The sequence below is a fragment of the Burkholderia sp. HI2714 genome, from assembly GCF_002223085.1.
Classification (GTDB): Bacteria; Pseudomonadota; Gammaproteobacteria; order Burkholderiales; family Burkholderiaceae; genus Burkholderia; species Burkholderia lata_D.
In genome coordinates, this window is record NZ_NKFM01000028.1 from 17,608 (window position 1) to 43,771 (window position 26,164).

The window sequence follows — 26,164 nt, forward strand, 5'->3', positions numbered from 1 at the left end:
CTCACGTGACTGCATGAACGAATCGTTCCCTCGACAGATTTCCGGCGGCGCTGCGCGCGCCGTCCGCGCCGCGCTTGCCGCGACGCTCGTGGCGCTCCCGCTCATCGGGCTGGCGCCGCTCGCCCATGCCGAGAAGGCCGACCAAAGCAAGCCGATCAACGTCGAGGCCGACAACCTGACCTATGACGACCTGAAGCAGGTCACGGTCGCAACCGGCAACGTCGTGATTACGAAGGGCACGATCATCATCAAGGGCGATCGCGTCGAAGTGCGCCAGGACCCGGAAGGCTATCAGTACGCCACTTCGTTCGGCAGCGGCAAGAAGCACGCGACGTTCCGCCAGAAGCGCGAAGGCCTCGACGAGTACATCGACGGCGACGCCGAGCGCATCGACTACGACGGCAAGCAGGACCTGACCACGCTGACCACCGCCGCGACCGTGCGCCGACTGCAGGGTACGTCGACCATCGCCGATACCGTGCACGGCAGCGTGATCACGTACGACGGCCAGCGCGACTTCTACACCGCGAAGGGCGGCAAGGACGTCGCCGCGCCGGGCAACCCGAACGGCCGCGTGCGCGCGATGCTGTCGCCGAAGAACGGCGGCCCCGCGCCGCTGAACGGCGCGCCGGCAAAGCTGTCGCCGTCGACCACGATCCAGGGGGCGCCGGGCCAATGAACGCGCTACCGAACCGCCAGCCGGCCGGCACGACGAGCTCGCTCGTCGTCCGCAACCTGAAGAAGCGCTACGGCTCGCGCACGGTCGTCAAGGACGTGTCGCTCGACGTGAAGAGCGGCGAAGTCGTCGGCCTGCTCGGTCCGAACGGTGCCGGCAAGACCACGTCGTTCTACATGATCGTCGGCCTGGTGCCGCTCGATGCGGGCGAGATCTCGCTGAACGGCAGCTCGATCAGCCTGCTGCCGATCCACAAGCGTGCGTCGCTCGGCCTGTCGTACCTGCCGCAGGAAGCGTCCGTGTTCCGCAAGCTGACCGTCGAGGAGAACATCCGCGCGGTGCTCGAACTGCAGCACGGCGAAGACGGCAAGCGGCTGTCGAAGGACGCGATCTCGTCGCGCGCCGAAGCACTGCTCGACGAGCTGCAGATCGGCCACCTGCGCGAGAACCCCGCGCTGTCGCTGTCGGGCGGCGAGCGGCGCCGGGTCGAAATCGCGCGCGCGCTGGCCACCAACCCGAACTTCATCCTGCTCGACGAACCGTTCGCCGGCGTCGACCCGATCGCGGTGCTTGAGATCCAGAAGATCGTCAAGTTCCTGAAACAGCGCAACATCGGCGTGCTGATTACCGATCACAACGTCCGTGAAACGCTCGGCATCTGCGACCACGCCTACATCATCAGCGACGGCTCGGTGCTCGCCGCCGGTGCGCCGAGCGAAATCATCGAAAACGAAAGCGTACGCCGCGTGTACCTCGGCGAACACTTCCGGATGTAACTCCTCCTCGTGGCTGGCTGCACCCCGCCCGGCGTCGCCGCGCGGGGCCGCGCCCCGCTTCGCGGCCATGCCCGCGGCCGGGCGGCGCGCCGCGCGTAATCGCGGATGGCTCAACGCGCCTGGGTCGTGGCAAACTGCCGGTATGACTCCCTCCTTGCCATGAAAGCCAGCCTTCAACTCCGCCTGTCGCAACATCTGGCGCTGACGCCCCAGCTACAGCAGTCGATCCGGCTCCTGCAGTTGTCGACGCTCGAATTGCAGCAGGAAGTCGCGATGGCCGTCGCACAGAACCCGCTGCTCGAGAACGACGACGAATGGATCGCGAGCCCGCTGCGTGTCGCTGCGGACGGATCGTTGATCGCGCAGACGCCTCCCGCACAGAACACCGAGCCCGCTGCGACCAACGGCAGCAGTTCGTCGAGCGATCGTGCCGAGCGCGACGAGCCGGCCGGCGCGGACGAATACGACGGTTATGCATCCGGCGACGGCAACGACGGCCCGCAGTGGAACCTCGACGAATACGGCCGCTCGAGCGGCGCATCCGACGACGACGACCTCCCGCCGCTGCAGGTGCAGGAAGCGGCGACGTCGCTGCGCGACCATCTATCCGCGCAGTTGCGCGTCACGCAGGCCGGCCCGCGCGATCGCGCGCTCGTCATGTTCCTGATCGAATCGCTCGACGACGACGGCTACCTGACCGCCACGCTCGATGAAGTGCTCGCCGACCTGCCGCCCGAGCTGGAGATCGACTGCGACGAACTGAACGCGGCGCTCGCACTGCTGCACAGCTTCGATCCAGCCGGGGTCGGTGCCCGTTCGGCATCCGAATGCCTGAAGCTGCAGTTGCTGCGCCTCGATCCGTCCCCGACACGCACGCTCGCACTCGAGATCGTGTCGCAGCATCTCGAACTGCTCGCCGCCCGCGACTTCACGCGGCTGCGCAAGCACCTGAAGGCGAGCGACGACGCGCTGCGCGACGCGCACACGCTGATCCGCTCGCTGGAGCCGTTCCCCGGCGCCGCGTACGGCAAGGCCGAAGCCGACTACGTCGTGCCCGACATCATCGTGAAGAAGGCCGGCCAGGGATGGCTCGCGGAGCTCAATCCGGAAGTCATGCCGCGCCTGCGGATCAACAGCCTCTACGCGAACATCCTGCGCAACAGCCGCGGCGATCCGTCGGCCGGTTCGCTCAAGCAGCAGCTTCAGGAAGCACGCTGGCTGATCAAGAACATCCAGCAGCGTTTCGACACGATCCTGCGTGTCGCGCAGGCCATTGTCGAGCGTCAAAAGAACTTCTTTGCGCACGGTGAAATTGCCATGCGCCCCTTGGTTTTGCGGGAAATAGCTGATACGCTGGGCCTACACGAGTCGACTGTCAGCCGTGTGACAACCGGGAAGTACATGCTGACCCCGTTCGGGACGCTTGAATTTAAGTACTTCTTCGGATCTCACGTCTCGACCGACACCGGAGGCGCCGCTTCGTCGACAGCCATCCGAGCCCTCATCAAGCAACTGATAGGAGCTGAAGACCCAAAATCGCCACTTTCGGACAGCCGCATTGCCGAGCTGCTGGCAGAACAGGGTTTCGTGGTCGCGCGCCGCACGGTCGCGAAATATCGCGAAGCCCTCAAGATCCCGGCAGTGAATCTGCGCAAGTCTCTTTAAGCCTGCTGCCTGCCCGGCGGCAGGCGTGTCCCGACCACCGCGCACACGGGGAACAGGCCGGGCGACCTGTCCACGATACGCCGCCTTCGAGCGGCACGGGCAAGTCGACCGGAGCGCCGCCTCGATGCGGCCGGGTGGTCACTCGCTTGGAGAAGCACTATGAACCTGAAGATCAGTGGACATCATCTCGAAGTCACGCCTGCAATTCGCGAATACGTGATCACCAAGCTGGACCGGGTGCTACGGCATAGCGATCAGGTGATCGATGGCACTGTGATCCTCTCGGTCGACAACCACAAGGAAAAGGACAAGCAGCAGCGCGCGGAAATCAACCTGCACCTGAAGGGCAAGGACATCTTCGTCGAAAGCGCGAACGGTAACCTGTATGCAGCGATCGATCTGCTGATCGACAAGCTGGATCGCCAGGTCGTCAAGCACATGGAGCGCCTGCAAACGCACGCGCACGACCCGATCAAGCTGCAACCGTCGATCGACCAGATCGAACTGCCGCCGCAGTAAACGTCACCGCAACACGCACGCCGCCCGGTTCGCCGGGCGTTTTTTTTGCCACTCGGCGCGCAGGTGCAACCGGTCCGTCCGTGCTGCGCCATGCACGCGGCTGTGCTCTATAATGTTCCGGTTATCGCCGGGGGTGTTGGATGCGGTAGCTGCGTTGCACGTTGCCATGCCACATGCCTTGATATCGCCGAACATGGAAAATCAGTCCGCCGCCGCAAGGAGACCCCAGGCCGCCCAATCGCCTGCCAACATGAATCGCCTAGCCAAAATCCTGCCCATAGAGAACGTCGTCATCGACCTCTCGGTCACCAGCAAGAAACGCGTCTTCGAACAAGCCGGGCTGATGTTCGAGAATCAGAACGGCATCGGCCGCAGCACCGTCACGGACAACCTGTTCGCGCGCGAGCGCCTCGGTTCGACCGGGCTCGGCGAAGGTGTCGCGATTCCGCACGGCCGCATCAAGGGCCTCAAGCACCCGCTCGCCGCGTTCGTCCGGCTCGCCGATGCGATCCCGTTCGAAGCCCCCGACGGCCAGCCGGTCGGCCTCCTGATCTTCCTGCTCGTGCCCGAGCAAGCCACCCAGCAGCACCTCGAGATCCTGTCGGAAATCGCGCAACTGCTGTCCGATCGCGACGCGCGCGAGCGTCTGCACAACGAAACGGATATCGCCGAGTTGCATCGCCTGCTCACTCAGTGGCAACCTTGAGTTGATCCGGGCGGAATATTTTCCCGTACGCGGCGGCACACGCCGCCGTTCAGGGCCGCCCGGCGCCGGCCCGGCATGGCGACGTCCGTCGCCGCGCGCACGCACCGGCCCATTGGAGTGACGAGAGTCATGGATACGTCCAGCATCAACGCCCAGAGCATCTTCGACGACAACGCGGCCACGCTGAAACTGAGCTGGCTGACGGGGCATGAAGGCTGGGAGCGCGGCTTTTCGGCCGACACCGTCGGCAATGCAACCTCGAGCGCCGACCTCGTCGGCCACCTGAACCTGATCCACCCGAACCGGATCCAGGTGCTCGGCGAAGCCGAAATCGACTACTACCAGCGGCAAACCGACGAAGACCGCTCGCGCCACATGGCCGAGCTGATCGCGCTCGAACCGCCGTTCCTCGTCGTCGCCGGCGGTGCCGCGGCGCCGCCCGAACTCGTGCTGCGCTGTACGCGCTCGTCGACCCCGTTGTTCACCACGCCGATGTCGGCCGCCGCGGTGATCGACAGCCTGCGGCTCTACATGTCGCGCATCCTCGCACCGCGCGCGACGCTGCACGGCGTGTTCATCGACATCCTCGGGATGGGTGTGCTGCTGACCGGCGATTCGGGCCTCGGCAAGAGCGAACTCGGCCTCGAGCTGATCAGCCGCGGCCACGGCCTCGTCGCCGACGACGCGGTCGACTTCGTCCGACTTGGCCCCGATTTCGTCGAAGGGCGCTGCCCGCCGCTGCTGCAGAACCTGCTCGAAGTGCGCGGCCTCGGCCTGCTCGACATCAAGACGATCTTCGGCGAAACCGCCGTGCGGCGGAAAATGAAGCTGAAGCTGATCGTCCAGCTCGTGCGGCGCCCCGACGGCGAATTCCAGCGCCTGCCGCTCGAAAGCCAGACCGTCGACGTGCTCGGCCTGCCGATCAGCAAGGTCACGATCCAGGTGGCGGCCGGCCGCAACCTCGCGGTGCTCGTCGAGGCGGCCGTCCGGAACACGATCCTGCAGTTGCGCGGAATCGACACATTGCGAGATTTCATGGATCGGCAACGACTCGCGATGCAAGATCCCGACAGTCAGTTCCCCGGCAAACTGGTGTAACCCGCACGCGCCGGCCACGCAACGCCGACGCGTCGAGCCGGTGCTATGATGAAACGTCAGGATTCTCTGCTTCCCATGCGCATCGTCCTCATCACCGGCATCTCCGGCTCAGGCAAGTCCGTCGCGCTGAACGCGCTCGAAGACGCAGGCTATTACTGCGTCGACAACCTGCCGCCGCACGTGCTCCCCGAACTCGCCCGCTACCTCGCCGAGGATGGCAAGCGCCGGCTCGCTGTCGCGATCGACGCGCGCTCGAGCGCGTCGCTCGACGAAATGCCCGGCCTGATCCGCGACCTGTCGCGCGAGCACGACGTGCGCGTGCTGTTCCTCAATGCGAGCACCCAGGCGCTGATCCAGCGCTTCTCCGAGACGCGCCGCCGCCATCCGCTGTCCGGCTCGCTGTCGCACGATGCGGACGTCGGCCTGCTGTCGTCGCTCGAGGAGGCGATCGAGCGCGAACGCCTCCTCGTCGCGCCGCTCGCCGAATTCGGCCACCAGATCGACACCAGCACGCTGCGCGCGAACGCGCTGCGAACGTGGGTCAAGCGCTTCATCGAGCAGAAGAACAACGACCTGATGGTGATGTTCGAATCGTTCGGCTTCAAGCGCGGCGTGCCGCTCGACGCCGACCTGATGTTCGACGTGCGCGCGCTGCCGAATCCGTACTACGACCACCAGTTGCGCCCGCTCACCGGGCTCGACCAGCCGGTCATCGCCTTTCTCGACGCACTGCCGATCGTCCACCAGATGATCGACGACATCCATGCGTTCCTGATGAAATGGCTGCCGCACTTCCGCGATGACAACCGCAGCTACCTGACCGTCGCCATCGGCTGCACGGGCGGGCAGCATCGGTCGGTGTTCATCGCGGAAACGCTCGCCGCGCGCCTTGCGCACGACGCGAACGTGATCGTGCGGCATCGTGACGCGCCAGTGGATGTCGACGCGTCGTCGCGGCTCGTCTCCGAGGTCGACCGACCCTAGCGACGCCCGCCCCAACGCCCGCGCGCCATGTCCTCCCTATCGACCACCCTGATCGACCTGCCGCTGTTTCCGCTGCATACGGTGCTGTTTCCGGGGGGCCTGCTCCCGCTCAAGGTGTTCGAGGCGCGCTATCTCGACATGGCCCGCGCGTGCCTGCGCGACGACGCACCGTTCGGCGTGTGCCTGCTGAAGAGCGGGCCGGAAGTCGCGCAGGACGGCGCCGTGTCGGTACCCGAGACCATCGGCTGCATGGCGCGCATCACCGAGTGCGATACCGGTGAATTCGGCATGCTGTACCTGCAGGCGGTGGGCACGCAGCGTTTCGAGCTGCTGTCGTATCGCGTCGAAGGCAACGGGCTGCTGGTCGGCATCGCGGAGCCGCTGCCCGACGACATCCCGCTCGAAGGCGAGCAGTCGCTCGCGCAGTTCGGCTCGTGCGCCGAGGTGCTCGAGCGCATCATCGACGCGCTGAAGAAGTCCGATCCGGAGAAAATGCCGTTCGTCGAACCGTTCCGCCTCGACGATCCGAGCTGGGTGTCGAACCGGCTCGCGGAATTGCTGCCGCTCGACCTGCGCGCGCGGCAGAAGCTGATGGAGTTTCCGGACGTCGGCGCGCGCATCGACGCCGTGCACCACGTGCTGGACCGGCACGGCTGGCTATAGCACGCGCGGGACCTGTCGCTTTGCCCGAGCTGTCCGGGAGACGGCATCCCACGAGGGACTTTCTTCCTGGCGAAAAGGCGGGCCGGCGTTTTCCGCGGCGCCCCGAACAGCCACTTCGCGCCAGGCCGCCTCGGGGGACTTCCGTCGGGACGAAAAGCCACGAGCGTCCGACGTTTCCCGGAAAACGCGGCATGCGCCGCGCCCCTCCCCTCCTTTACAGCAGCGGCCCGCTCAGCGCATCGAGCAGCTTGCGCACGGGCGCCGGCACGCCATACGCGTCGAGCCGGCTCAGCGGCACCCAGGCGGTGTCCGCGTCCCGCGCGCCCGAAGGCAGGCCGCCACCGTCGGCCATGTCGCTCAGCCGCGGCTCGATCTCGAGCCGGAAATGCGTGAACGTGTGTGTGAGCGGCGCGAGCGGCACCGTGCCACCGCCGCCGAAGCCGCGTGCGAGTTCCGCGAGCGCGGCGTCGCCGTCCGCTTGCGGCAGGCTCCACAGCCCGCCCCAGATGCCGGTCGGCGGCCGCCGCTCGAGCAGCACGGCGTCACCGTCGCGCAGCACGAGCATCCAGGTCTTGCGGGTCGGCACGGCCTTCTTCGGCCGCGCGGCCGGCAGTTCGCGCTGGCGGCCCGTCGATTGCGCGACGCAGTCGCCCGCGAACGGGCAGCGTGCGCAATCGGGCTTGCCGCGTACGCACAGCGTCGCGCCGAGATCCATCAGGCCCTGCGTATACGCACTCACGTCGGCCGCGTTCGCGGCGTCGGGCAACAGCGATTCGGCGAGCGCCCACATGTCATTCTCGACGCGCTTCTCGCCCGGGAAGCCTTCGACGCCGAACACCCGCGCAAGCACGCGCTTCACGTTGCCGTCGAGGATCGTCGCGCGCGCGCCGTACGCGAACGATGCGATCGCCGCGGCCGTCGACCGGCCGATGCCCGGCAGTTCGGCCAGCGCGTCAGGCGTCGCCGGAAATGCCCCGCCATGCTCGGCGACGATGACCTGCGCGCAGCGATGCAGGTTGCGCGCGCGCGAGTAGTAGCCGAGCCCCGCCCAGAGCGCCATCACGTCGTCGGTCGGCGCGGCCGCGAGCGCGGCGACGTCGGGGTAGCGTTCGAGAAAGCGCGTGTAATACGGGATGACGGTCGATACCTGCGTCTGCTGCAGCATGATTTCCGACAGCCAGATCCGGTACGGATCACGGGTGTTTTGCCACGGCAGGTCGTGGCGGCCATGCTCGCGCTGCCACGCGACCAGGCGCGTGGCGAACGAGCGATGCAGCGGCGTGACGGGGAACGGAGCGGGGGCGATGCGGGGCGGCTTCAAGTTATCTAATCGTGGAAAAAGGTTTCAACGCTGGCAGGTCGGGCAGAAATAGGTCGACCGCTGACCCTGCACGATCTGGCGGATCGGCGTGTTGCATACGCGGCATGGCTGGCCCGCGCGGTCGTAGACGAAGCAGTCGAGCTGGAAATAGCCGCTTTCGCCGTTGCTGCCGACAAAATCGCGCAATGTGCTGCCGCCGCGCTCGATCGCGTCGGCTAGCGTCGCGCGCACGGCGTCGGCCAGCCGCTCGTAGCGCGGCAGCGACACCTTGCCGGCGGCCGTCGTCGGCCGGATGCCGGCGCGAAACAGGCTCTCCGACGCATAGATGTTGCCGACGCCGACGACCATGTCGCCCGCGAGCAGCGCCTGCTTGACCGACACGGTGCGCCCGCGCGTACGCGCGTACAGCAGCGCGCCGGTGAACGCCGGCGAGAACGGCTCGACGCCGAGGCTCGCGAGGAGCGGATGCACATGCACGTCGCCCGCTTCGCGCGGGTGCCACAGCACCGCGCCGAAGCGGCGCGGATCGCGGAACCGCAGCACGAATTCGTCGAAGATCCAGTCGATGTGGTCATGCTTCGCGGCGACCGGCACGCCGGCCGCGGGCAGCACGCGCAGCGTGCCCGTCATGCCGAGGTGGACGATGAACCAGCCCGCGTCGACCTCGAACAGCAGATACTTGCCGCGACGCTCGACGGCGAGCACCTCGCGCGCGCGCAACTGCTCGGCAAGCCCGGCCGGCACGGGCCAGCGCAGCATCTCGGTACGGACGTCGACACGCTCGACGCGGCGGCCCGCGACAAAGGGCTCGATGCCCCGGCGCGTGACTTCGACTTCTGGCAACTCTGGCATTGTTTGCGGGTCTGAGACTGGATTCACGATCGTGCGTGTATTGTAGCGAGCGCGTTACAATCGGTTGAAACATCGAACGGATTTCCATGACTCTGCCCTCGAAGCTGCTTCAGAAGCGCCCCGCCGCCGTGCGCGGCGCGCGCGCCTTCCCGGTCCGCCGTGCACTCGGTGCCGCGCTGTTTGCCGCCTGGACCCTCACCGCCTTCCCGGCCCACGCGCAGGATCCGGCATCGGACGACGCGGAGTCGCAGGGCGCGTTCGAGCATGTGATGCCGGACGAGAAAAAAGATCTCCCCGGTGTTCCGCTGACGAGCCAGATCGTCTACCAGGTGCTCGCCGCCGAGGTCGCGCTGCAGCGTAACCAGCCCGCGCCGGCCTACCAGACCTACCTCGCGCTCGCCCGCGACACGCGCGATCCGCGCATGGCGCAGCGCGCGACCGAGATCGCACTCGGCGCGCAGAGCCCGGCCGACGCGCTGTCCGCCGCGAACCTGTGGCGCCAGTACGCACCCGATTCGAATCGCGCATCGCAGGTCGATGCCGCGCTGCTGGTGCTCGCCGGCAAGCCGGCCGACGCGCAGCCGATGCTCGCGCGCGAGCTGGCCCGGGCGACCGGCGAGACGCGCGGCCCGGCGATCCTCGCGCTGCAGGCGCTGCTCGTGCGCGGCTCCGACCGCGTCGGCGGCCTCGCGGTGCTGAAGGACATGCTGAAGAACGACCTGAACCGGCCCGAAGCCCAGCTCGCGATCGCGCGCCAGCAGCTCGCGGTCGACGACAAGGACGGCGCCGCGCAATCGCTGAAGCAGGCGCTGCAACTCCGCCCCGACTACCTGCCGGCAGCCTTGATGCTGTCGCAGATGGGGCCGGCGGAACGCGCGGCGGGCATCGTATCGTTCGAGAAGTATGTTCAGCAGAATCCGAAGTCGCGCGATGCGCGGCTCGCGCTGTCGCAGCTCTATCTCGCCGACGATCGCCTCGACGACGCGCAGAAGCAGTTCGAGACGATGCGCAAGCTCGACGCGAAGGATCCGACGCCGCTGATGGCGCTCGCGCTGATCAAGATCCAGCAGAAGAAGCTCGACGAAGCGACGGTCTTCCTGAAGCAGTACGTCCAGCTCGGCGACAAGCAGCCGAACCTCGACGTCGGGCAGGGCTACATCTACCTCGCGCAGATCGCGATCGACCAGAACAACGACGCGCAGGCGTCGCAATGGCTCGACAAGGTCGACCAGACGAGCCAGCACTACCTCCCCGCGCAGATCACGCGCGCGCAGCTGCTGCAGAAACAGGGCAAGACCGACGAGGCGCGCAAGGTGCTCGACGACCTGCCGATCACGGATCCGCGCGATGCGGCCGTGGTCGCCCGCACCGACGCGTCGATCCTGTTCACCGCGAAGCGCTATCCGGAGGCCGAGGCACGGCTCGGGCAGGCGGTCCAGGACTTCCCCGACGATCCCGACCTGCGCTACGACTACGCGATGGCGGCCGAAAAGACCGGCCACTACACGACGATGGAAAAGCAGCTGCGCGAGCTGATCCGCACGCAGCCCGACAATCCGCAGGCGTACAACGCACTCGGCTACTCGCTCGCCGACCGCAACCAGCGGCTCCCCGAAGCCAGCAAGCTGATCGACAAGGCGATGACGCTCGCGCCGAACGACGCGTACATCATGGACAGCCTCGGCTGGGTGAAGTACCGGATGGGCGATACGGCCGGCGCGGCGAAGGTGCTGCGGCGCGCGTACGAACTGCAGCCGAACGCCGAGATCGGCGCGCATCTCGGCGAAGTGCTGTGGAAGAGCGGCGCGCAGGACGATGCGCGTTCCGCATGGCGTGACGCGCAGAAGCTCGAGCCGGACAACGACACGCTCGTGCAGACGCTGAAACGCCTCCAGATCAACGGTCTCTGATGCAGATGTTCCCGACGTTTTCCCTGTCCTTCCGCGCGCAGCGCACGCTGGCCGCAGCCGGCGCGGCACTCGTGCTCGCCGGCTGCGCGAGCACGCCGCCGTCGGCCAGCGCGCCGACCGGCGCGGCGCTGCAGACCGCCGCGACGCACGCTTACCATGGCCGCTTCGCGGTGCGGTACGACGACCGTCTCGGCAATCCGCAGAACGTGTACGGCAACTTCGACTGGCAGGAGCACGGCGACGACGTGTCGCTCGAACTGCGCAGCCCGCTCGGCCAGACGCTCGCGGTCGTGAAGTCGACGCCGCGCGCAGCGTCGCTCGAATTGCCGAACCGCCCGACCCAATATGCGCCCGACGTCGGCGACCTGATGCAGAAGACGCTCGGCTTCGAACTGCCGCTCGCGGGCCTGCGCTACTGGCTGCTGCCGACCGCCGCGCCCGCCACGCCTGCGCAGACGGAGCGCGATCCGGCCGACGGTACGCGCGTCAAGCAGATCCGCCAGGACGGCTGGACGATCGACTACCTTGCCTACGCGGATGCCCCGGCCACGGGCGTCAAACGCGTCAACCTCGTGCGCGCGACACCGCCGCTCGACATCAAGCTCGTGCTCGATCAGTGAGCACCCGCCCAGCCCAGACATACGCATGACCGATTCGACCCGCTCGCTGCGCAACTGCCTTGCGCCCGCGAAACTCAACCTGTTCCTGCACATCACCGGCCGCCGTCCGAACGGCTATCACGATCTGCAGAGCGTGTTCCAGTTGCTGAACTGGGGCGACACGCTACACTTCACGCTGCGCGATGACGGCCGCGTCGCGCGCGTGACCGACGTACCCGGCGTGCCCGAGGAAAGCGATCTCGTCGTGCGCGCAGCCAACCTGCTGAAAGCGCATACGGGCACCGTGCACGGTGTCGACATCGAGATCGACAAGTGCCTGCCGATGGGGGCCGGCCTCGGCGGCGGCAGCTCCGACGCGGCGACGACGCTGCTCGCGCTGAACCGCCTGTGGCAACTCGACCTGCCGCGCGCCGAGCTCCAGTCGCTCGCGGTAAAACTCGGCGCAGACGTCCCGTTTTTTATTTTTGGAAAAAATGCGTTCGCAGAGGGTATCGGAGAAGAATTAGCTGAGGTACAATTGCCGACTCGCTGGTTCTTGGTTGTAACGCCCCGCGTTCACGTCCCAACCGCTGAAATATTTTCAGATGAGTTGTTGACAAGAGATTCGAAGCGCGTCACAATTACGGACTTTCTTGCACAGCAAAGCAGCGACGCGGGATGGCCGGATAGTTTCGGTCGGAACGATATGCAGCAAGTTGTGACAAGTAAGTACGCGGAAGTTGCGCAGGTGGTCAAATGGTTGTATGATGTGACCCCCGCGAGGATGACCGGCTCCGGAGCAAGCGTGTTTGCAGCGTTTCGCAGCAAGCATGAGGCAGAAGCGGCGCAAGCCAAGCTGCCCACCGGTTGGAACGGTGCAGTTGCCGAGAGCCTGAACGAGCATCCGCTCTTCGCTTTCGCGTCATGAAGTTTTACTTTGCCGAACGGCCTACACAAGTTCGGTGAAGTTATCAGTTAAGTGTAGGGGAGTCGCCAAGTTGGTCAAGGCACCGGATTTTGATTCCGGCATGCGAGGGTTCGAGTCCTTCCTCCCCTGCCAAAAATTTTCCCGCATTTCCCGCCTAAGCCCGAAGCAGGTGCACGATGAGCAGCCATGACGGCCTGATGGTTTTTACTGGCAACGCGAATCCCGCGCTCGCCCAGGAAGTCGTCAATATCCTTGGAATTCCCCTCGGCAAAGCAATGGTCAGCCGTTTCTCCGACGGCGAGATCCAGGTCGAGATCCAGGAAAACGTGCGTGGCAAGGACGTCTTCGTCCTGCAATCCACGTGCGCACCGGCGAACGACAACCTGATGGAACTGATGATCATGGTCGATGCGCTCAAGCGCGCATCCGCCGGCCGGATCACTGCAGCCATCCCCTACTTCGGTTACGCCCGTCAGGATCGCCGCCCGCGTTCGGCGCGCGTCGCGATCTCGGCGAAGGTCGTCGCGAACATGCTGGAAATCGCCGGCGTCGAGCGGATCATCACGATGGATCTGCACGCCGACCAGATCCAAGGCTTCTTCGACATCCCGGTCGACAACATCTACGCAACGCCGATCCTGCTGGGTGACCTGCGCAAGCAGAACTACCCGGATCTGCTCGTCGTGTCGCCGGACGTCGGCGGCGTGGTGCGTGCTCGGGCACTCGCGAAGCAGCTCAACTGCGATCTCGCGATCATCGACAAGCGTCGCCCGAAGGCGAACGTCTCCGAAGTGATGAACATCATCGGTGAAGTCGAAGGTCGCACCTGCGTGATCATGGACGACATGGTCGATACGGCAGGCACGCTCTGCAAGGCCGCACAAGTGCTGAAAGAGCGCGGCGCGAAGCAGGTCTTCGCCTACGCGACGCACCCGGTGCTGTCGGGCGGCGCAGCTGATCGCATCGCCGCATCGGCGCTCGACGAGCTGGTTGTCACCGACACGATCCCGCTGTCCGCCGAATCGCTCGGCTGCTCGAAGATCCGTTCGCTGACCAGCGCGAGCCTGCTGGCCGAAACGTTCTCGCGGATCCGTCGCGGCGACTCGGTGATGTCGCTGTTCGCGGAATCCTGATCGCGAATCGACTGAACAAAGCATGCGCAGAAAGCGAAGCGGCAACGCTTCGCTTTTTGCACAATCGGACGGGATAGACGAAACCCTGTCCGTTTCATCGGGGGCCGCAGTCTGACGGCCCCGTTTTACTGCCTGGTCGCGGGCAGCTATTGGAGAATCACATGAAAGTCGTCGCTTTCGAGCGCCAAGAGCAAGGTACGGGTGCGAGCCGCCGCCTGCGCAACGCTGGTAAGACCACGGGTATCGTTTACGGTGGCGAAGCAGCCCCGCAAAAGATCGAACTCGATCACAACGCCCTGTGGCACGCCCTGAAGAAGGAAGCTTTCCACTCGTCGATCCTCGACCTCGAAGTGGCTGGCCAGTCGCAACAGGTTCTGCTGCGCGACGTGCAATACCACCCGTTCAAGCAACTGGTGCTGCACGTGGACTTCCAACGCGTTGACGCGAAGAAGAAGCTGCACACGAAGGCTCCGCTGCACTTCCTGAACGCTGAAATCAGCCCGGCCGTGAAGCTGTCGAGCGCGATCGTTTCGCACGTCGCGACGGAAATCGAAATCGAGTGCCTGCCGGCTGACCTGCCGGAGTTCCTCGAAGTCGACCTGTCGAAGATCGAAGCCGGTCAATCGCTGCACGCGAAGGACATCACGCTGCCGAAGGGCGTCGCGCTGGTCGCACACATCGACGCGGAAAACCCGGTTGTCGCATCGGCGACGGTCCCGGCTGGTGCCGTGTCGGACGCAGCAGAAGGCGAAACGCCGGCTGCCTAAGCGGGCTGCCAACGCGCCCCATCGATCCGTTTCACGAAACGGTCGACGCAACCCGCCGCGGCTTGCCCGGCGGGTTTTTCTTTTTCTGCGCCCAGGCGGCCGTTGCCGCCTTCGAAACGTCATGATCAAACTGATCGTCGGCCTCGGCAATCCCGGGGCGGAATACACCGCGACGCGCCACAACGCCGGCTTCTGGCTGATCGACCAGCTCGCCCGCGAAGCCGGCACGACGCTGCGCGACGAGCGCCGCTTCCACGGCTTCTACGCGAAAGCGCGCCTGCACGGCGAGGAAGTCCATCTGCTCGAGCCGCAAACCTACATGAACCGTTCCGGCCAGTCGGTCGTCGCGCTCGCGCAATTCTTCAAGATCCTGCCCGACCAGATCCTCGTCGCGCACGACGAGCTCGACCTGCCGCCCGGCACCGTGAAGCTGAAGCTCGGCGGCGGCAGCGGCGGCCACAACGGCCTGAAGGACATCACCGCACACCTGTCGTCGCAGCAGTACTGGCGGCTGCGGATCGGCATCGGCCATCCGCGCGACCTGATTCCGGAAAGTGCGCGCGCCGGCGCGAAGCCCGATGTCGCGAACTTCGTGCTGAAACCGCCGCGCCGCGAGGAACAGGACGTGATCGACGCGTCGATCGAACGCGCGCTCGCCGTGATGCCGATGGTCGTCAAGGGCGAACTCGACCGCGCGACGATGCAGCTGCATCGCAACTGACCGCATCGCACCGCTCCGGTGCATCGAGCCGTCCGGCGCCACCGGGCGGCCCCGCCCGCCCCACCCTGCGCGCACATGCGGTAATCTGGTCGCTTTGCCCGACAGGAGCCAAGCGGTGAGCCGTTACTGGAGCGACATCGTTCAGCAACTCGTGCCTTACGTGCCGGGCGAGCAGCCCGCGCTCGCACACCCCGTCAAGCTGAACACCAACGAGAATCCCTATCCGCCGTCGCCGCGCGTCGTCGCGGCAATCGCGCGCGAACTCGGCGAGACCGGCGACACGCTGCGCCGCTATCCCGACCCGGTTGCGCGCGCGCTGCGCGAAGCGGTCGCGGCGCATCACCGCATCAAGCCCGAGCAGGTGTTCGTCGGCAACGGCTCCGACGAGGTGCTCGCGCACACGTTCCAGGCGCTGCTCAAGCACGACCGGCCGCTGCGCTTCCCCGACATCACGTACAGCTTCTATCCGACCTATGCGCGCCTGTACGGCGTCCAGACGTCGATCGTGCCGCTCGCGGACGACTTCTCGATCCGCGTCGACGACTATCTCGACGATGCCGGCGGCGTACTGTTTCCGAACCCGAACGCACCGACCGGGCGCGCGCTGCCGCTTGCTGACGTCGAGCGGATCGCAGCCGCGAATCCGTCGTCGGTCGTCGTGATCGACGAGGCGTATGTCGACTTCGGCGCGCAGTCCGCGATTACGCTCATCGACCGCTACCCGAACCTGCTCGTCGTCCACACGACGTCGAAGGCGCGCTCGCTCGCGGGCATGCGCGTCGGCTTCGCGTTCGGCGATGCCGCGCTGATCGACGCGCTGAACCGTGTGAAGGACAGCTTCAACTCGTACCCGCTCGACCGGCTCGCGCAAGTTGCCGCGCAGGCCGCATATGAAGACATCGACTATTTCAACGCAACCTGCCGGCGCGTGATCGACAGCCGGACGCGTCTGACGCATGCGCTGGACGCGCTCGGCTTCGACATCGTGCCGTCGGCCGCGAATTTCGTGTTCGCGCGCCATCCCTCGCACGACGCGGGTGCGATTGCGGCGAAACTGAAGGAACGGGAGATTTTCGTGCGGCACTTCCGGCTGCCGCGGATCGACCAGCACCTGCGCATCACCGTCGGCACCGACGCCGAATGCGATGCGCTCGTCGCGGCGTTGCGCGAGCTGCTGGCCTGAACGGAAGAACCGGCGCCGGGCGGCACCGATCCGGATGCGTGACGGGCGTGCCGAAGGACTCGAGCGCGCGCGTCACCGCTGGGTCACGACGCGTCGTCGCCCTTTTCGGCGGTCAACGCGTGATACTTCTCCATCAATTGCGCGTGCGATTCGTCATGCTGCGGATCGCGCGGAATGCATTCGACCGGACACACCTGCTGGCACTGCGGTTCGTCGAAATGGCCGACGCACTCGGTGCACTTGTTCGGGTCGATCACGTAGATGTCCGGGCCCATCGAAATCGCGCCGTTCGGGCACTCGGGCTCGCACACGTCGCAATTGATGCACTCGTCGGTAATCATCAAAGCCATACTGATCTCACTTCTTCAGGCCGGTGGCCGGCTTCGCAACGAAACCGGCCGCCGCCGCATCACGCGGCAGGGCCTCCTATCGCAGCGACTTTCTCGGTCAGCCACTTCTCGACGGACGGGAACACGAACTTGCTGACATCGCCGCCCAACTGCGCGATTTCGCGCACGATCGTCCCCGAGATGAACTGGTACTGATCGGACGGCGTCATGAACATCGTCTCGACGTCGGGCAGCAGGTAGCGGTTCATCCCCGCCATCTGGAACTCATATTCGAAATCGGACACGGCGCGCAGGCCGCGCACGATCACGCGCGCATTGTTGGTGCGGACGAAATCCTTCAGGAGGCCGGTGAAACTCATCACCTTCACGTTCGGATAATGGCCGAGCACCTCGTTCGCAATCGTCAGACGTTCCTCGAGCGAGAAGAACGGCTTTTTCGCGCGGCTGTCGGCCACACCGACCACCAGCGTATCAAAAATGCTCGACGCACGCCGCACGAGGTCTTCGTGCCCGCGCGTCAGCGGATCGAACGTACCGGGATACACGGCGACTACCATGTCGCTCCTCCTGTCATCACGCAAACGGGATGGCAGCCGTGCGATGCGCACGCCGCTGCCGAGATGGGCATGCGTCGCCTTTGCGGCGCGCCGCCTCGTATGGAACGCGCATTATTCATCATTTTCGCGCCGCAGCAAATGATAGTGAACCGCACCGGCCTTGCCGTGCTTCACGACCTCCCAGCCGGCGAGCGCTTCGTGCGCGGCCGGATCGAGCTCCGCCCCCGTCTCGACGTACAGCGCGCCGCCCGCCGCGACGAGCGGCACCGCCAGCGCAATCGCGCGCTCGAGCGCGGCCTGATCGTCGAACGGCGGATCGAGAAACACGACGTCGAACGCGCCCGGCGTGAGCCCGGCCGCGAGCCGCAGCGCGTCCGCCTCCGCGACCTCGACCGCACGCGCGCCGAGCTTGTCCTTGATCGCACGCAGCTGCTGCGCCGCGCGCGGATGGCGCTCGACCATCACGACGCTCGTCGCGCCGCGCGACGCGGCCTCGAAACCGAGTGCGCCGGTACCTGCGAACAGGTCGAGGCAACGCCGGCCTTCGAGATCCTGGCCGAGCCAGTTGAACAGCGTCTCGCGCACGCGATCGGGCGTCGGCCGCAGGCCGTCGAGATCGAGCACCGCGAGCGGCGTGCGTTTCCAGTCACCGCCGATGATGCGGATCGTGTGCGGCTTGCCGCGGCCGGAAGGGGCCGCCGGGCGGCCGGGAGAGGAACGGGACATACGGAATATCGACGACGGAGGGACCGGGCGCGCGCGGGGGCGCACCGCTAAACAGGCGCACGTTACCACAGCGGCGACGCGCACTGGCGCGAGCGCCACGCCGCACTGATAAAATGCACGGTTTCGGCCGCCGTGCGCCGCGCCCGCGCGAACGCAGAACGGCCCGTCCGGTGCCCGCCCCTGGCGGCGGCCCGCCCTCTTCCCGACGTCAGACCATGTTCAGCTTCTTCAAACGATTCAAGAAAACGCAGGAGCCCGATCCGGCGGAATCGCAATCGGCCGACGCGCAGCAAACGGACGAACCGTCCGAAGCGCCCGCGGTCGAGGCCCCGCCCGCGGCCGACGTGCCGCAAGCGCCCGCGCAACCGGCCGCGCCGGCCGTCGTGATGACGGTCACGCCGACCAACGACGGCCGCGACGAAGTCGTCGAGACGGTCGAAATCGTCCCGCCGCCGCTGCAGGACGCCACCGCGAAGAAATCGTGGCTCGCGCGCCTGAAAACGGGGCTCGCCAAGACGGGCTCGAGCATCACCGGCGTGTTCGTCAACACGAAGATCGACGAGGATCTGTACGAGGAGCTCGAAACCGCGCTGCTGATGTCCGACGCGGGCGTCGATGCGACCGAGTACCTGCTCGGCGCGCTGCGCGAAAAGGTGCGCACGGGCCGCCTGACCGACCCGCAGCAGGTGAAATCCGCGCTGCACGACCTGCTCGTCGAGCTGCTGACGCCGCTCGAGAAATCGCTGATGCTCGGCCGCGCGCAGCCGCTCGTGATGATGATCACCGGCGTGAACGGTGCGGGCAAGACGACCAGCATCGGCAAGCTCGCGAAGCACCTGCAGAGCTTCGACCAGTCGGTGCTGCTGGCCGCGGGCGACACGTTCCGCGCGGCCGCGCGCGAACAGCTGGCGGTCTGGGGCGAGCGCAACAACGTGACGGTCGTGCAGCAGGAAAGCGGCGATCCGGCCGCGGTGATCTTCGACGCGGTCAGCGCCGCGCGCGCGCGCAAGATCGACGTGATGATGGCCGACACGGCCGGCCGCCTGCCGACGCAGCTCCACCTGATGGAAGAGCTGAAGAAGGTGAAGCGCGTGATCTCGAAGGCACACGACGGCGCGCCGCACGAAGTGCTGCTGGTGATCGACGCGAACACCGGCCAGAACGCGCTCACGCAGGTGAAGGCATTCGACGACGCGCTCGGCCTCACCGGCCTCATCGTCACGAAGCTCGACGGCACCGCGAAGGGCGGGATTCTCGCCGCGATCGCGCGGCAGCGCCCGGTGCCGGTCTACTTCATCGGCGTCGGCGAGAAGGTCGAGGATCTGCAGCCGTTCAGCGCGGTCGAATTCGCGGACGCGCTGCTCGGCTGAACATCGCCGGCACGCATCGCACAGGGCGCCTTCGGGCGCCCTTTTTCATGCGCGCCCGGTCATGCAGGCCGGGCGCGCCGCGCTCATTCGGCGTCGGGCTGCGCGCCGGGCTCGGCAGCCTTGAACGCATCGAGCGTCGACGCATGGTCGACGATGCGCTGGATCGTCGGATAGCGCGTCGTGTCGATCGAGAAGCGGTTCGCGTTGAACACCTGCGGCACGAGGCACACGTCGGCAAGCGTCGGCGTATCGCCGAAGCACAGCTTGCCGGTGCGCGGATCGCTCGCGAGACGCGTCTCGAGCGTCTCGAAACCGCCCTCGATCCAGTGCCGGTACCACGCGTTCTTCGCCTCTTCAGGCACCTTCAGCGTGTGCTTCAGGTACTTCAGCACGCGCAGGTTGTTGAGCGGATGGATTTCGCACGCGATCTGCAGCGCGACCGCGCGCACATACGCGCGATCGACCGGCTGCTTCGGCAGCAGCGCCGGTTCCGGATGGGTTTCCTCGAGATATTCGATGATCGCGAGCGACTGCTGCAGCGTCGCATCGCCGTCGGTCAGCGTCGGCACGACCGCATCCGGATTCAGCGCGCGGTACGCGTCCTTCAGTTGCTCGCCGCCGTCGCGCAGCATGTGCACGGGGACATAGTCGAACGGCAGCTGCTTCAGGTTCAGGGCGATCCGCACGCGGTACGACGCGGAACTGCGGAAATAGCTGTAGAGCTTCATGGGATGTCTCTCGTAGTCGTATTCGGCCGGCGACGGCACGGGCGCGGCGCAGCCGGCGCGCACCGCCGGGAATCAGAGTGTAGCGCGCCGCGCTGCGCGGCCTCGCTTGGCGGCGGCCGCACCCATGCGATACTCGGGGCATTCCTCACCGCTCACTGCGCGGCCCGATGCCGGCCGCCCGCCCCACGCCCCGATGACCGCTTCCCACGCTTCCGCCGCCGTTCCGTTCCCGTGCGCCCGCTTCATCAAGGAAATCGGCCGCGGCCCGCACGGCGCACGCGCGCTGTCCGCCGAGGACACGTTCGAGCTCTATCGCGCCATGCTCGACGCGCGCGTGTCGGACGTCGAACTCGGCGCGATCCTGATCGCCTATCGGCTGAAGGGCGAATCCGCCGACGAGCTGGCCGCGATGCTCGCCGCCGCGCAGGCGTCGTTCGAGCCGGTGCACGTGCAGGATGCCGCGTTCCGCCCCGTGTCGATCCCGAGCTACAACGGCGCGCGCAAGCAGCCGAACCTCGTGCCGCTGCTCGCGCTGCTGCTCGCACGCGAAGGCGTGCCGGTGCTCGTGCATGGCGTCGAGCAGGATCCGGGCCGCGTGACGAGCGCCGAGATCTTCTCGGCGTTGTCGCTCGCGCCGTCGGCGTCGCACGATGCAATCGAGGACATGCTCGCCGAGCGCCGCGTCGCGTTCGCGTCGATCGAGGTGCTGGCGCCGCGCATCGCACACCTGCTGTCGATGCGCCGCGTGCTTGGCGTGCGCAACTCGACGCACACGCTCGTGAAGATCCTGCAGCCGTTCGCGCCGGCCGGCCTGCGACTCGTCAACTACACGCACCCGCCATACCGCGACAGCCTGGCGCAATTGTTCCGCGATCATCCGGACGCCGCGTTCGGCGGCGCGCTGCTGGCACGCGGCACCGAGGGCGAGGCCGTTGCCGACACGCGGCGCCAGGTGCAGGTCGACTGGCTGCACGACGGCGTGTGCGACACGCTGATCGACGCAGAACGCTCGTCGACCGATGCGCCCGCTGTCGCCCTGCCCGAATCGCGCGACGCGGCCACGACGGCCGCGTGGACCGACGCCGTGTTGCGCGGCGAAGTGCCGGTGCCCGACACGGTCGCCCGGCAGGTCGCGACGATCGTGCAGATCGCCCGCATCGCACGCTGAAGGCACGCTCGCGAACCGGCCCCGCTTGCGGGGCATTTGACACGCGAGCGCATCCTGGCATAGAGTTGCCCTCATGCGTTCCTTTCCGAACACCCTCCGAATTACCTCCGGCCGCCTAGCGCGGCCGCTATCGCTACGACTAGCCTAAGGCTTTCGTAGCGCCGTGTGCTGTCCGCACGGTCCCTCCCAGCAGTTCCTCGCAGTACCCCTCTCGTAGTTTTTACAACCCGAAGTCGTCAGCATTCGTCCGTCTATCCGTCGGCCGACTCGCGAAGATCATCCGCATCCGCAGCGCGTTCACGTGCCGCGGAGCGAGGCAGCGCCAACCGTCGCCCATGCCGCCCGTCTTCGCTCGCGACTTGAGACCCGAGGTCCAGAAGATGCAGCGCAATCCGCAAGACAAGTACCGTCCGTTCGAGCCCGTCCGCCTCAATGGCCGCAAATGGCCGTCGCGCACCATCGAGCGCGCGCCCGTCTGGATGAGCACCGACCTGCGCGACGGCAACCAGTCGCTGATCGAGCCGATGAGCATCGAGCAGAAGCTCGAGTTCTTCGAGATGCTGGTCGCGATCGGGTTCAAGGAGATCGAAGTCGGTTTTCCGTCGGCGTCGCAAACCGACTTCGATTTCGTCCGCAAGCTGATCGACGACAAGCGGATTCCCGACGACGTGACGATCGAAGTGCTCGTGCAGGCGCGCGAGGACCTGATCGCCCGCACGTTCGATGCGCTCGAAGGCGTGCCGCGCGCGATCGTACACCTGTACAACGCGGTGTGCCCGTCGTTCCGCCGCATCGTGTTCGGGATGTCGAAGGCCGACGTGAAGGTGCTCGCGATCGACGGCACGCGCATCATCAAGGAGCACGCCGCCGCGCGCCCCGACACGCAGTGGACCTTCCAGTACTCGCCGGAAACCTTCAGCATGACCGAGCTGACGTTCGCACGCGAAATCTGCGACGCGGTCGCGCAGACGTGGCGTCCGACCCGCGATCACAAGATGATCGTCAACCTGCCGGCCACCGTCGAAGCCGCGAGCCCGAACGTGTTCGCCGACCAGATCGAGTGGATGGACCGCAACCTCGCGTATCGCGACAGCATCGTGCTGTCCGTGCATCCGCACAACGATCGCGGCACCGCGGTCGCGGCGGCCGAACTCGCGCTGCTCGCGGGCGCCGACCGCATCGAGGGCTGCCTGTTCGGCAATGGCGAACGCACCGGCAACGTCGACCTCGTCACGCTCGCGTTGAACCTCTACACGCAGGGCATCGATCCGGGCCTCGATTTCTCCGACATCGACGCCGTGCGCCGCGTCGTCGAACGCTGCAACCAGATTCCCGTGCATCCGCGCCATCCGTATGCGGGCGACCTCGTGTTCACCGCGTTCTCGGGCTCGCACCAGGACGCGATCCGCAAGGGCTTCGCGCAGCAGCGCCCCGATGCGGCCTGGGAAGTGCCGTACCTGCCGATCGACCCGGCCGACCTCGGCCGCAGCTATGACGCGGTGATCCGCGTGAACAGCCAGTCCGGCAAGGGCGGCGCGACGTTCCTGCTCGAACGCGGGATGGGCTTCACGCCGACGCGCCGCGTGCAGATCGAATTCAGCCATGCGGTGCAGACGCTCGCCGACGCGTCCGGCGAGGAAGTGACGGGCGACGCGATCTGCGCGCTGTTCGCGCGCGAATTCTTCGACACCGACGGGCCTGCCGCGCGACACGGCAACGGCGCACGCTGGCAGAACCGCGAGATCGCGGCAGCGCCCGCCGCAGATACGACGCCCGACGAGGCCGTGCGACGTTTTGCCGCGGCATTCGCGGCGGCCGCCGGCGCGGCGATCGACGTCGCATCGTGCGAATACGCACGCACGGCGGATGGACGGATCGCGGTATCGGTCGGCTGCCGGGTCGGCGATGCGCCGCTGCGGCACGGCGTCGGCCTGCACGCCGACGCGGCGAGCGCCGCGCGCGATGCGGTCGTCAGCGCGATCAACCGCTCGGCCTGGCACTGCGCGGATCGCCGCGCGGCGGCCTGAGCGGCAGGTTCCGTTTCAGGGTTCAAACGTCAGCGAGCGGGGCGTGACCGCCCGTGCGCCGCGCGATCCGCGCCGCACGAGGCAGCAAAAAACGGCCCAGAAGGCCGTTTCGGTCGGGACATGAAAAGGAGCGCCACGCGCGCTCATGTCTCGGTCGCGCACCGCGTCGCCTGCCACGCGAACAGGCTCCAGCGGCCCTGTTGGTGGGTGTGGACGGAGGTATAGGCAATCGGGAAGACCAGGCCGCCGTTGTTCGTTTCCATCTCGATCAACGCGCGCCCGGTGACGACGCAGGTTTCATCGCCGACGGGCAGCACGTCCTGCGACTGGATTTCGATCTGGCGATAGCGGCGGCGGCCGGCGACGATGGCGTCGATGAACTGCTGCTTGGTTTCGCGTTTGCCGTTGGTGTGTACGAAGAACACCTTGTCCGACAAAAGCGTGTCGAGCGCCTCGCCGTCCCCGTCCACCATCGCCCGGAACCGATCGCGCTCAAGCGCGCGGATCGCATCGACCACCTTCGCCATCGCCTGACTCCTCGGCAACGCGCACGCCGTGCGCGGGCGTGCGGATCAGAAGTTGTACTGCAAGTAGAACTGGTGGAAATTTATACCAGGATTCGGCTCTTTGATACCCGCGTTAGACACATGTTCAAAACGGTAGCCGACCTGATACTGTTGCCGTTGGCCGAACTGCACGCCCACGCCCCCCGTCGGCGCGAACTGGAACGCGGTCCCCAACGAGAAGTGATCCGAGATCGTCGGGTGCGTCAGCAGCCTGACGCCGCCGCCGGCCTCGATGAACGGGCGGATCTCCCCGGCGCTCTTGATGAAGCGGAACATCGGCGTCACGCCGAATTCGCCGATGTTGCCGTGGACGTTGCCGCCCGTGTGCCAGTAGCCGGCGTGCCCTTCCACGACGAACGCGAAGTGCCAGCCGCCGATTTCCCACCAGTTCCAGCCCGGATCCCACACCACGCCGAGATCGGCCTTGTCGACGCCGCGGCGATCCGAAAAACCGCCGCCCGCCTGAATCCCCCATCGATCCGCGCACGCCGCACCCGATCCGCCCAGGAGGGACGCCGCCAGCATCGCGTGCAGCGCAAGCCGGCTGCGGGGCCGGCGATTCTTCTTATTGTTCATCTGACACTCCAACTTTGTGGGTTGAATGGAGCCCGCCGCTTCGGCCGGCTCGAGCGAACTGAATGGTATGGTAAAGGACTTTTCGGATAGGCATCACAAAGCGAAATGGCTTCCTTCCGAAACGACAAAAATTGAAATCGTCTACTGATTGCCATCAGAAACAACGGCTTACGGAACTTCGCTTCGTCCGCTCTGTCGCAGAATAGACTATCGACTCGACTTGCTCGATAGAAAAAGCGGGAACTCCGATGCCCACGCTTGCTCTAAGGAATTAGCACTCGGTTTCCGGGAGTGCTAAGATGGCTCCCGGAATCTCATCCGAGACCGGGGGTTTGTCCCTGATTCCAAAGGAGTTTTTAGTGAGCAACGCCCTGACCCTCCCGAACACCCTGAGCCCCACGCCGGCCAAGGCCGCATCGGCAGGCTCGCTGGCGCTCGCAGCCCAATCGATGTTGCCCGGCCAGCTTGGCAACATCGACGCGTATATCCAGGCTGTCAATCGCATTCCGCTGCTGACGCCGGAAGAGGAACGCCAGTACGCGACCGAATTCCGCGAAAGCAACAACCTCGACTCGGCACGCCGCCTCGTGCTGTCGCACCTGCGGCTCGTCGTGTCGATCTCGCGCAACTATCTCGGCTACGGCCTGCCGCACGGCGACCTGATCCAGGAGGGCAACATCGGCCTGATGAAGGCCGTGAAGCGCTTCGATCCGGCCCAGAACGTGCGTCTCGTGTCGTACGCGATCCACTGGATCAAGGCCGAGATTCACGAGTACATCCTGCGCAACTGGCGCACGGTGAAGGTCGCGACGACGAAGGCACAGCGCAAGCTGTTCTTCAACCTGCGCAGCCACAAGAAGGGCCTGCAGGCGATGACGCCCGAGGAAATCGACGGCCTCGCGAAGGAACTCAACGTCAAGCGCGAAGACGTGACCGAAATGGAAACGCGCCTGTCGGGCGGCGACATCGCGCTCGAAGGGCAGGTCGAGGACGGCGAGGAATCGTACGCGCCGATCGCCTATCTGGCCGACTCGCACAATGAACCGACCGCCGTGCTGGCCGCGCGTCAGCGCGACACGCTGCAGACGGACGGCATCGCGCAGGCACTCGGCGCACTCGACGCGCGCAGCCGACGCATCATCGAGGCGCGCTGGCTGCACGTCGACGACGACGGCTCGGGCGGCTCGACGCTGCACGATCTGGCTGCCGAGTTCGGTGTGTCGGCGGAACGCATCCGCCAGATCGAAGCGAGCGCGATGAAAAAGATGCGCACTGCCCTCGCCGAATACGCATAAATCGCTGCGATTTAGAGCACTTCATCAAAAACCGCTGCCCGACCGGCAGCGGTTTTTTTTCGCCCGTCTTTTCCGCTGCTTTTCATTCGCTTCTTCGTTCGTTTTTCGGCTCGTTTCAGTGCGGATTATTTGACCTGATTCGTCAGGTAATAGGCCGTTTGGGGGCCCCTTCCCAGGGCTTCCGCATGAAGGCCCTTGTCAGGCAAGGCCCAGAACGGACTCGCGCATAGCGGTGTCCCATGCGGCGAGGTTGCGAATGTTTTTCAGGCTGACCTTTTTGGGCTGCTGCTGTTGTGCCAT

The 26,164-nt window shown here is 66.2% G+C and carries 27 protein-coding genes and 1 tRNA gene; 20 read left to right on the plus strand and 8 right to left on the minus strand.

The annotated features are described in order from the left end of the window. Positions 1–13: 13 nt before the first annotated feature. From lptA to CFB82_RS15645, 8 genes are all read left to right on the plus strand, one after another. Positions 14–679 carry a lipopolysaccharide transport periplasmic protein LptA gene (gene lptA, locus CFB82_RS15610; protein ID WP_069248887.1) on the plus strand — a complete coding sequence of 222 codons (666 nt, stop codon included), beginning with the start codon at positions 14–16 and terminating at the stop codon, positions 677–679. After that, entirely contained in the window at positions 676–1,452 is a 777-nt protein-coding gene (lptB, locus tag CFB82_RS15615) for an LPS export ABC transporter ATP-binding protein (protein ID WP_011353224.1), read from the plus strand. Before lptA ends, lptB begins: the two co-directional genes overlap by 4 nt. 159 nt (positions 1,453–1,611) lie before the next feature. Then, a complete protein-coding gene (locus CFB82_RS15620; protein ID WP_089484601.1) occupies positions 1,612–3,117 on the plus strand; it encodes an RNA polymerase factor sigma-54 in 1,506 nt (501 codons plus the stop codon). Between the two features lie 159 nt (positions 3,118–3,276). Further along, entirely contained in the window at positions 3,277–3,636 is a 360-nt protein-coding gene (gene hpf / locus CFB82_RS15625; RefSeq protein ID WP_006477786.1) for a ribosome hibernation-promoting factor, HPF/YfiA family, read from the plus strand. A 166-nt stretch (positions 3,637–3,802) separates the two neighbouring features. Beyond that, complete coding sequence (locus CFB82_RS15630; RefSeq protein ID WP_011546240.1) at positions 3,803–4,342, plus strand: PTS sugar transporter subunit IIA; 540 nt, start codon at positions 3,803–3,805, stop codon at positions 4,340–4,342. Positions 4,343–4,471: 129 nt separating this feature from the next. Continuing rightward, the gene (hprK, locus tag CFB82_RS15635; RefSeq protein WP_011353227.1) at positions 4,472–5,440 is read left to right on the plus strand and encodes an HPr(Ser) kinase/phosphatase; all 969 of its coding nucleotides are present in this window, start codon (positions 4,472–4,474) and stop codon (positions 5,438–5,440) included. A gap of 75 nt (positions 5,441–5,515) precedes the next feature. Beyond that, complete coding sequence (gene rapZ, locus CFB82_RS15640; RefSeq protein ID WP_089484602.1) at positions 5,516–6,424, plus strand: RNase adapter RapZ; 909 nt, start codon at positions 5,516–5,518, stop codon at positions 6,422–6,424. 27 nt (positions 6,425–6,451) lie between these two features. After that, positions 6,452–7,087, plus strand: coding sequence for an LON peptidase substrate-binding domain-containing protein (locus CFB82_RS15645; RefSeq protein WP_089484603.1), 636 nt, complete (start codon positions 6,452–6,454; stop codon positions 7,085–7,087). A 214-nt stretch (positions 7,088–7,301) separates the two neighbouring features. Here the strand turns inward: CFB82_RS15645 and mutY are convergent, their stop codons facing one another. Both mutY and mutM read right to left on the minus strand, forming a co-directional pair. Further along, positions 7,302–8,408, minus strand: coding sequence for an A/G-specific adenine glycosylase (mutY, locus tag CFB82_RS15650; RefSeq protein WP_089484604.1), 1,107 nt, complete (start codon positions 8,406–8,408; stop codon positions 7,302–7,304). Positions 8,409–8,432: 24 nt separating this feature from the next. Next, entirely contained in the window at positions 8,433–9,260 is an 828-nt protein-coding gene (mutM, locus tag CFB82_RS15655; RefSeq protein WP_089484605.1) for a bifunctional DNA-formamidopyrimidine glycosylase/DNA-(apurinic or apyrimidinic site) lyase, read from the minus strand. A gap of 86 nt (positions 9,261–9,346) precedes the next feature. On the opposite strand from mutM, the gene CFB82_RS15660 reads away from it, so the two are divergent. The 8 genes from CFB82_RS15660 (at position 9,347) to hisC (ending at position 16,501) form a co-directional block, all read left to right on the plus strand. Beyond that, positions 9,347–11,170, plus strand: a complete 1,824-nt coding sequence (locus CFB82_RS15660; RefSeq protein WP_089446446.1) for a tetratricopeptide repeat protein — start codon at positions 9,347–9,349, stop codon at positions 11,168–11,170. Continuing rightward, positions 11,170–11,790: a lipoprotein insertase outer membrane protein LolB gene (gene lolB, locus CFB82_RS15665; RefSeq protein ID WP_089484606.1), complete on the plus strand. Its 621-nt coding sequence runs from the start codon at positions 11,170–11,172 to the stop codon at positions 11,788–11,790. Before CFB82_RS15660 ends, lolB begins: the two co-directional genes overlap by 1 nt. Positions 11,791–11,815: 25 nt before the next feature. Next, positions 11,816–12,697, plus strand: a complete 882-nt coding sequence (ispE, locus tag CFB82_RS15670; RefSeq protein ID WP_089484607.1) for a 4-(cytidine 5'-diphospho)-2-C-methyl-D-erythritol kinase — start codon at positions 11,816–11,818, stop codon at positions 12,695–12,697. A gap of 55 nt (positions 12,698–12,752) precedes the next feature. Then, positions 12,753–12,829 (plus strand) — tRNA-Gln (locus CFB82_RS15675). Between the two features lie 44 nt (positions 12,830–12,873). Continuing rightward, on the plus strand, positions 12,874–13,830 hold the full coding sequence (locus CFB82_RS15680; RefSeq protein ID WP_069248896.1) for a ribose-phosphate pyrophosphokinase: 957 nt from the start codon (positions 12,874–12,876) through the stop codon (positions 13,828–13,830). 161 nt (positions 13,831–13,991) lie between these two features. Next, complete coding sequence (locus CFB82_RS15685; protein ID WP_085042200.1) at positions 13,992–14,597, plus strand: 50S ribosomal protein L25/general stress protein Ctc; 606 nt, start codon at positions 13,992–13,994, stop codon at positions 14,595–14,597. A 121-nt stretch (positions 14,598–14,718) separates the two neighbouring features. Continuing rightward, positions 14,719–15,318 carry an aminoacyl-tRNA hydrolase gene (pth, locus tag CFB82_RS15690; protein ID WP_006477776.1) on the plus strand — a complete coding sequence of 200 codons (600 nt, stop codon included), beginning with the start codon at positions 14,719–14,721 and terminating at the stop codon, positions 15,316–15,318. A gap of 115 nt (positions 15,319–15,433) precedes the next feature. After that, positions 15,434–16,501: a histidinol-phosphate transaminase gene (hisC, locus tag CFB82_RS15695; protein WP_089484608.1), complete on the plus strand. Its 1,068-nt coding sequence runs from the start codon at positions 15,434–15,436 to the stop codon at positions 16,499–16,501. A gap of 83 nt (positions 16,502–16,584) precedes the next feature. On the opposite strand, the gene CFB82_RS15700 is transcribed toward hisC, so the two are convergent. The 3 genes from CFB82_RS15700 to rsmD all read right to left on the minus strand — a co-directional run bounded on the left by CFB82_RS15700 (position 16,585) and on the right by rsmD (position 18,134). Further along, on the minus strand, positions 16,585–16,851 hold the full coding sequence (locus CFB82_RS15700; protein ID WP_069248899.1) for a YfhL family 4Fe-4S dicluster ferredoxin: 267 nt from the start codon (positions 16,849–16,851) through the stop codon (positions 16,585–16,587). A 59-nt stretch (positions 16,852–16,910) separates the two neighbouring features. Continuing rightward, on the minus strand, positions 16,911–17,408 hold the full coding sequence (gene coaD, locus CFB82_RS15705; protein WP_039346084.1) for a pantetheine-phosphate adenylyltransferase: 498 nt from the start codon (positions 17,406–17,408) through the stop codon (positions 16,911–16,913). A 111-nt stretch (positions 17,409–17,519) separates the two neighbouring features. Further along, entirely contained in the window at positions 17,520–18,134 is a 615-nt protein-coding gene (gene rsmD / locus CFB82_RS15710) for a 16S rRNA (guanine(966)-N(2))-methyltransferase RsmD (RefSeq protein ID WP_089484609.1), read from the minus strand. A gap of 215 nt (positions 18,135–18,349) precedes the next feature. Between rsmD and ftsY the strand changes: the two genes are divergently transcribed. Next, complete coding sequence (gene ftsY, locus CFB82_RS15715) at positions 18,350–19,504, plus strand: signal recognition particle-docking protein FtsY (RefSeq protein WP_089473584.1); 1,155 nt, start codon at positions 18,350–18,352, stop codon at positions 19,502–19,504. Positions 19,505–19,587: 83 nt separating this feature from the next. On the opposite strand, the gene maiA is transcribed toward ftsY, so the two are convergent. Further along, positions 19,588–20,232, minus strand: a complete 645-nt coding sequence (gene maiA / locus CFB82_RS15720; protein ID WP_089484610.1) for a maleylacetoacetate isomerase — start codon at positions 20,230–20,232, stop codon at positions 19,588–19,590. Between the two features lie 193 nt (positions 20,233–20,425). On the opposite strand from maiA, the gene ybiB reads away from it, so the two are divergent. After that, the gene (ybiB, locus tag CFB82_RS15725) at positions 20,426–21,400 is read left to right on the plus strand and encodes a DNA-binding protein YbiB (RefSeq protein ID WP_089484611.1); all 975 of its coding nucleotides are present in this window, start codon (positions 20,426–20,428) and stop codon (positions 21,398–21,400) included. A 380-nt stretch (positions 21,401–21,780) separates the two neighbouring features. Continuing rightward, positions 21,781–23,427: a 2-isopropylmalate synthase gene (gene leuA / locus CFB82_RS15730; protein WP_089484612.1), complete on the plus strand. Its 1,647-nt coding sequence runs from the start codon at positions 21,781–21,783 to the stop codon at positions 23,425–23,427. Between the two features lie 143 nt (positions 23,428–23,570). On the opposite strand, the gene CFB82_RS15735 is transcribed toward leuA, so the two are convergent. Continuing rightward, on the minus strand, positions 23,571–23,954 hold the full coding sequence (locus CFB82_RS15735; protein WP_069248904.1) for a nuclear transport factor 2 family protein: 384 nt from the start codon (positions 23,952–23,954) through the stop codon (positions 23,571–23,573). A gap of 45 nt (positions 23,955–23,999) precedes the next feature. Then, positions 24,000–24,569 (minus strand): lipid A 3-O-deacylase PagL, encoded by a 570-nt coding sequence (pagL, locus tag CFB82_RS15740; protein ID WP_069248905.1) that lies wholly within the window; start codon positions 24,567–24,569, stop codon positions 24,000–24,002. Between the two features lie 359 nt (positions 24,570–24,928). Here pagL and rpoH point away from each other — a divergent pair, with 359 nt between their 5' ends. Next, positions 24,929–25,864 (plus strand): RNA polymerase sigma factor RpoH, encoded by a 936-nt coding sequence (rpoH, locus tag CFB82_RS15745; RefSeq protein ID WP_069248906.1) that lies wholly within the window; start codon positions 24,929–24,931, stop codon positions 25,862–25,864. The last annotated feature ends 300 nt before the right edge of the window (positions 25,865–26,164 follow it).

Coding starts and splice junctions, on each gene's coding strand:
- lptA (WP_069248887.1), top strand. CDS start 14: ATGAACGAATCGTTCCCTCGACAGATTTCCGGCGGCGCTGCGCGCGCC.
- lptB (WP_011353224.1), top strand. CDS start 676: ATGAACGCGCTACCGAACCGCCAGCCGGCCGGCACGACGAGCTCGCTC.
- CFB82_RS15620 (WP_089484601.1), top strand. CDS start 1,612: ATGAAAGCCAGCCTTCAACTCCGCCTGTCGCAACATCTGGCGCTGACG.
- hpf (WP_006477786.1), top strand. CDS start 3,277: ATGAACCTGAAGATCAGTGGACATCATCTCGAAGTCACGCCTGCAATT.
- CFB82_RS15630 (WP_011546240.1), top strand. CDS start 3,803: ATGCCACATGCCTTGATATCGCCGAACATGGAAAATCAGTCCGCCGCC.
- hprK (WP_011353227.1), top strand. CDS start 4,472: ATGGATACGTCCAGCATCAACGCCCAGAGCATCTTCGACGACAACGCG.
- rapZ (WP_089484602.1), top strand. CDS start 5,516: ATGCGCATCGTCCTCATCACCGGCATCTCCGGCTCAGGCAAGTCCGTC.
- CFB82_RS15645 (WP_089484603.1), top strand. CDS start 6,452: ATGTCCTCCCTATCGACCACCCTGATCGACCTGCCGCTGTTTCCGCTG.
- mutM (WP_089484605.1), bottom strand. CDS start 9,260: ATGCCAGAGTTGCCAGAAGTCGAAGTCACGCGCCGGGGCATCGAGCCC.
- CFB82_RS15660 (WP_089446446.1), top strand. CDS start 9,347: ATGACTCTGCCCTCGAAGCTGCTTCAGAAGCGCCCCGCCGCCGTGCGC.
- lolB (WP_089484606.1), top strand. CDS start 11,170: ATGCAGATGTTCCCGACGTTTTCCCTGTCCTTCCGCGCGCAGCGCACG.
- ispE (WP_089484607.1), top strand. CDS start 11,816: ATGACCGATTCGACCCGCTCGCTGCGCAACTGCCTTGCGCCCGCGAAA.
- CFB82_RS15680 (WP_069248896.1), top strand. CDS start 12,874: ATGAGCAGCCATGACGGCCTGATGGTTTTTACTGGCAACGCGAATCCC.
- CFB82_RS15685 (WP_085042200.1), top strand. CDS start 13,992: ATGAAAGTCGTCGCTTTCGAGCGCCAAGAGCAAGGTACGGGTGCGAGC.
- pth (WP_006477776.1), top strand. CDS start 14,719: ATGATCAAACTGATCGTCGGCCTCGGCAATCCCGGGGCGGAATACACC.
- CFB82_RS15700 (WP_069248899.1), bottom strand. CDS start 16,851: ATGGCTTTGATGATTACCGACGAGTGCATCAATTGCGACGTGTGCGAG.
- coaD (WP_039346084.1), bottom strand. CDS start 17,408: ATGGTAGTCGCCGTGTATCCCGGTACGTTCGATCCGCTGACGCGCGGG.
- rsmD (WP_089484609.1), bottom strand. CDS start 18,134: ATGTCCCGTTCCTCTCCCGGCCGCCCGGCGGCCCCTTCCGGCCGCGGC.
- ftsY (WP_089473584.1), top strand. CDS start 18,350: ATGTTCAGCTTCTTCAAACGATTCAAGAAAACGCAGGAGCCCGATCCG.
- maiA (WP_089484610.1), bottom strand. CDS start 20,232: ATGAAGCTCTACAGCTATTTCCGCAGTTCCGCGTCGTACCGCGTGCGG.
- ybiB (WP_089484611.1), top strand. CDS start 20,426: ATGACCGCTTCCCACGCTTCCGCCGCCGTTCCGTTCCCGTGCGCCCGC.
- leuA (WP_089484612.1), top strand. CDS start 21,781: ATGCAGCGCAATCCGCAAGACAAGTACCGTCCGTTCGAGCCCGTCCGC.
- CFB82_RS15735 (WP_069248904.1), bottom strand. CDS start 23,954: ATGGCGAAGGTGGTCGATGCGATCCGCGCGCTTGAGCGCGATCGGTTC.
- pagL (WP_069248905.1), bottom strand. CDS start 24,569: ATGAACAATAAGAAGAATCGCCGGCCCCGCAGCCGGCTTGCGCTGCAC.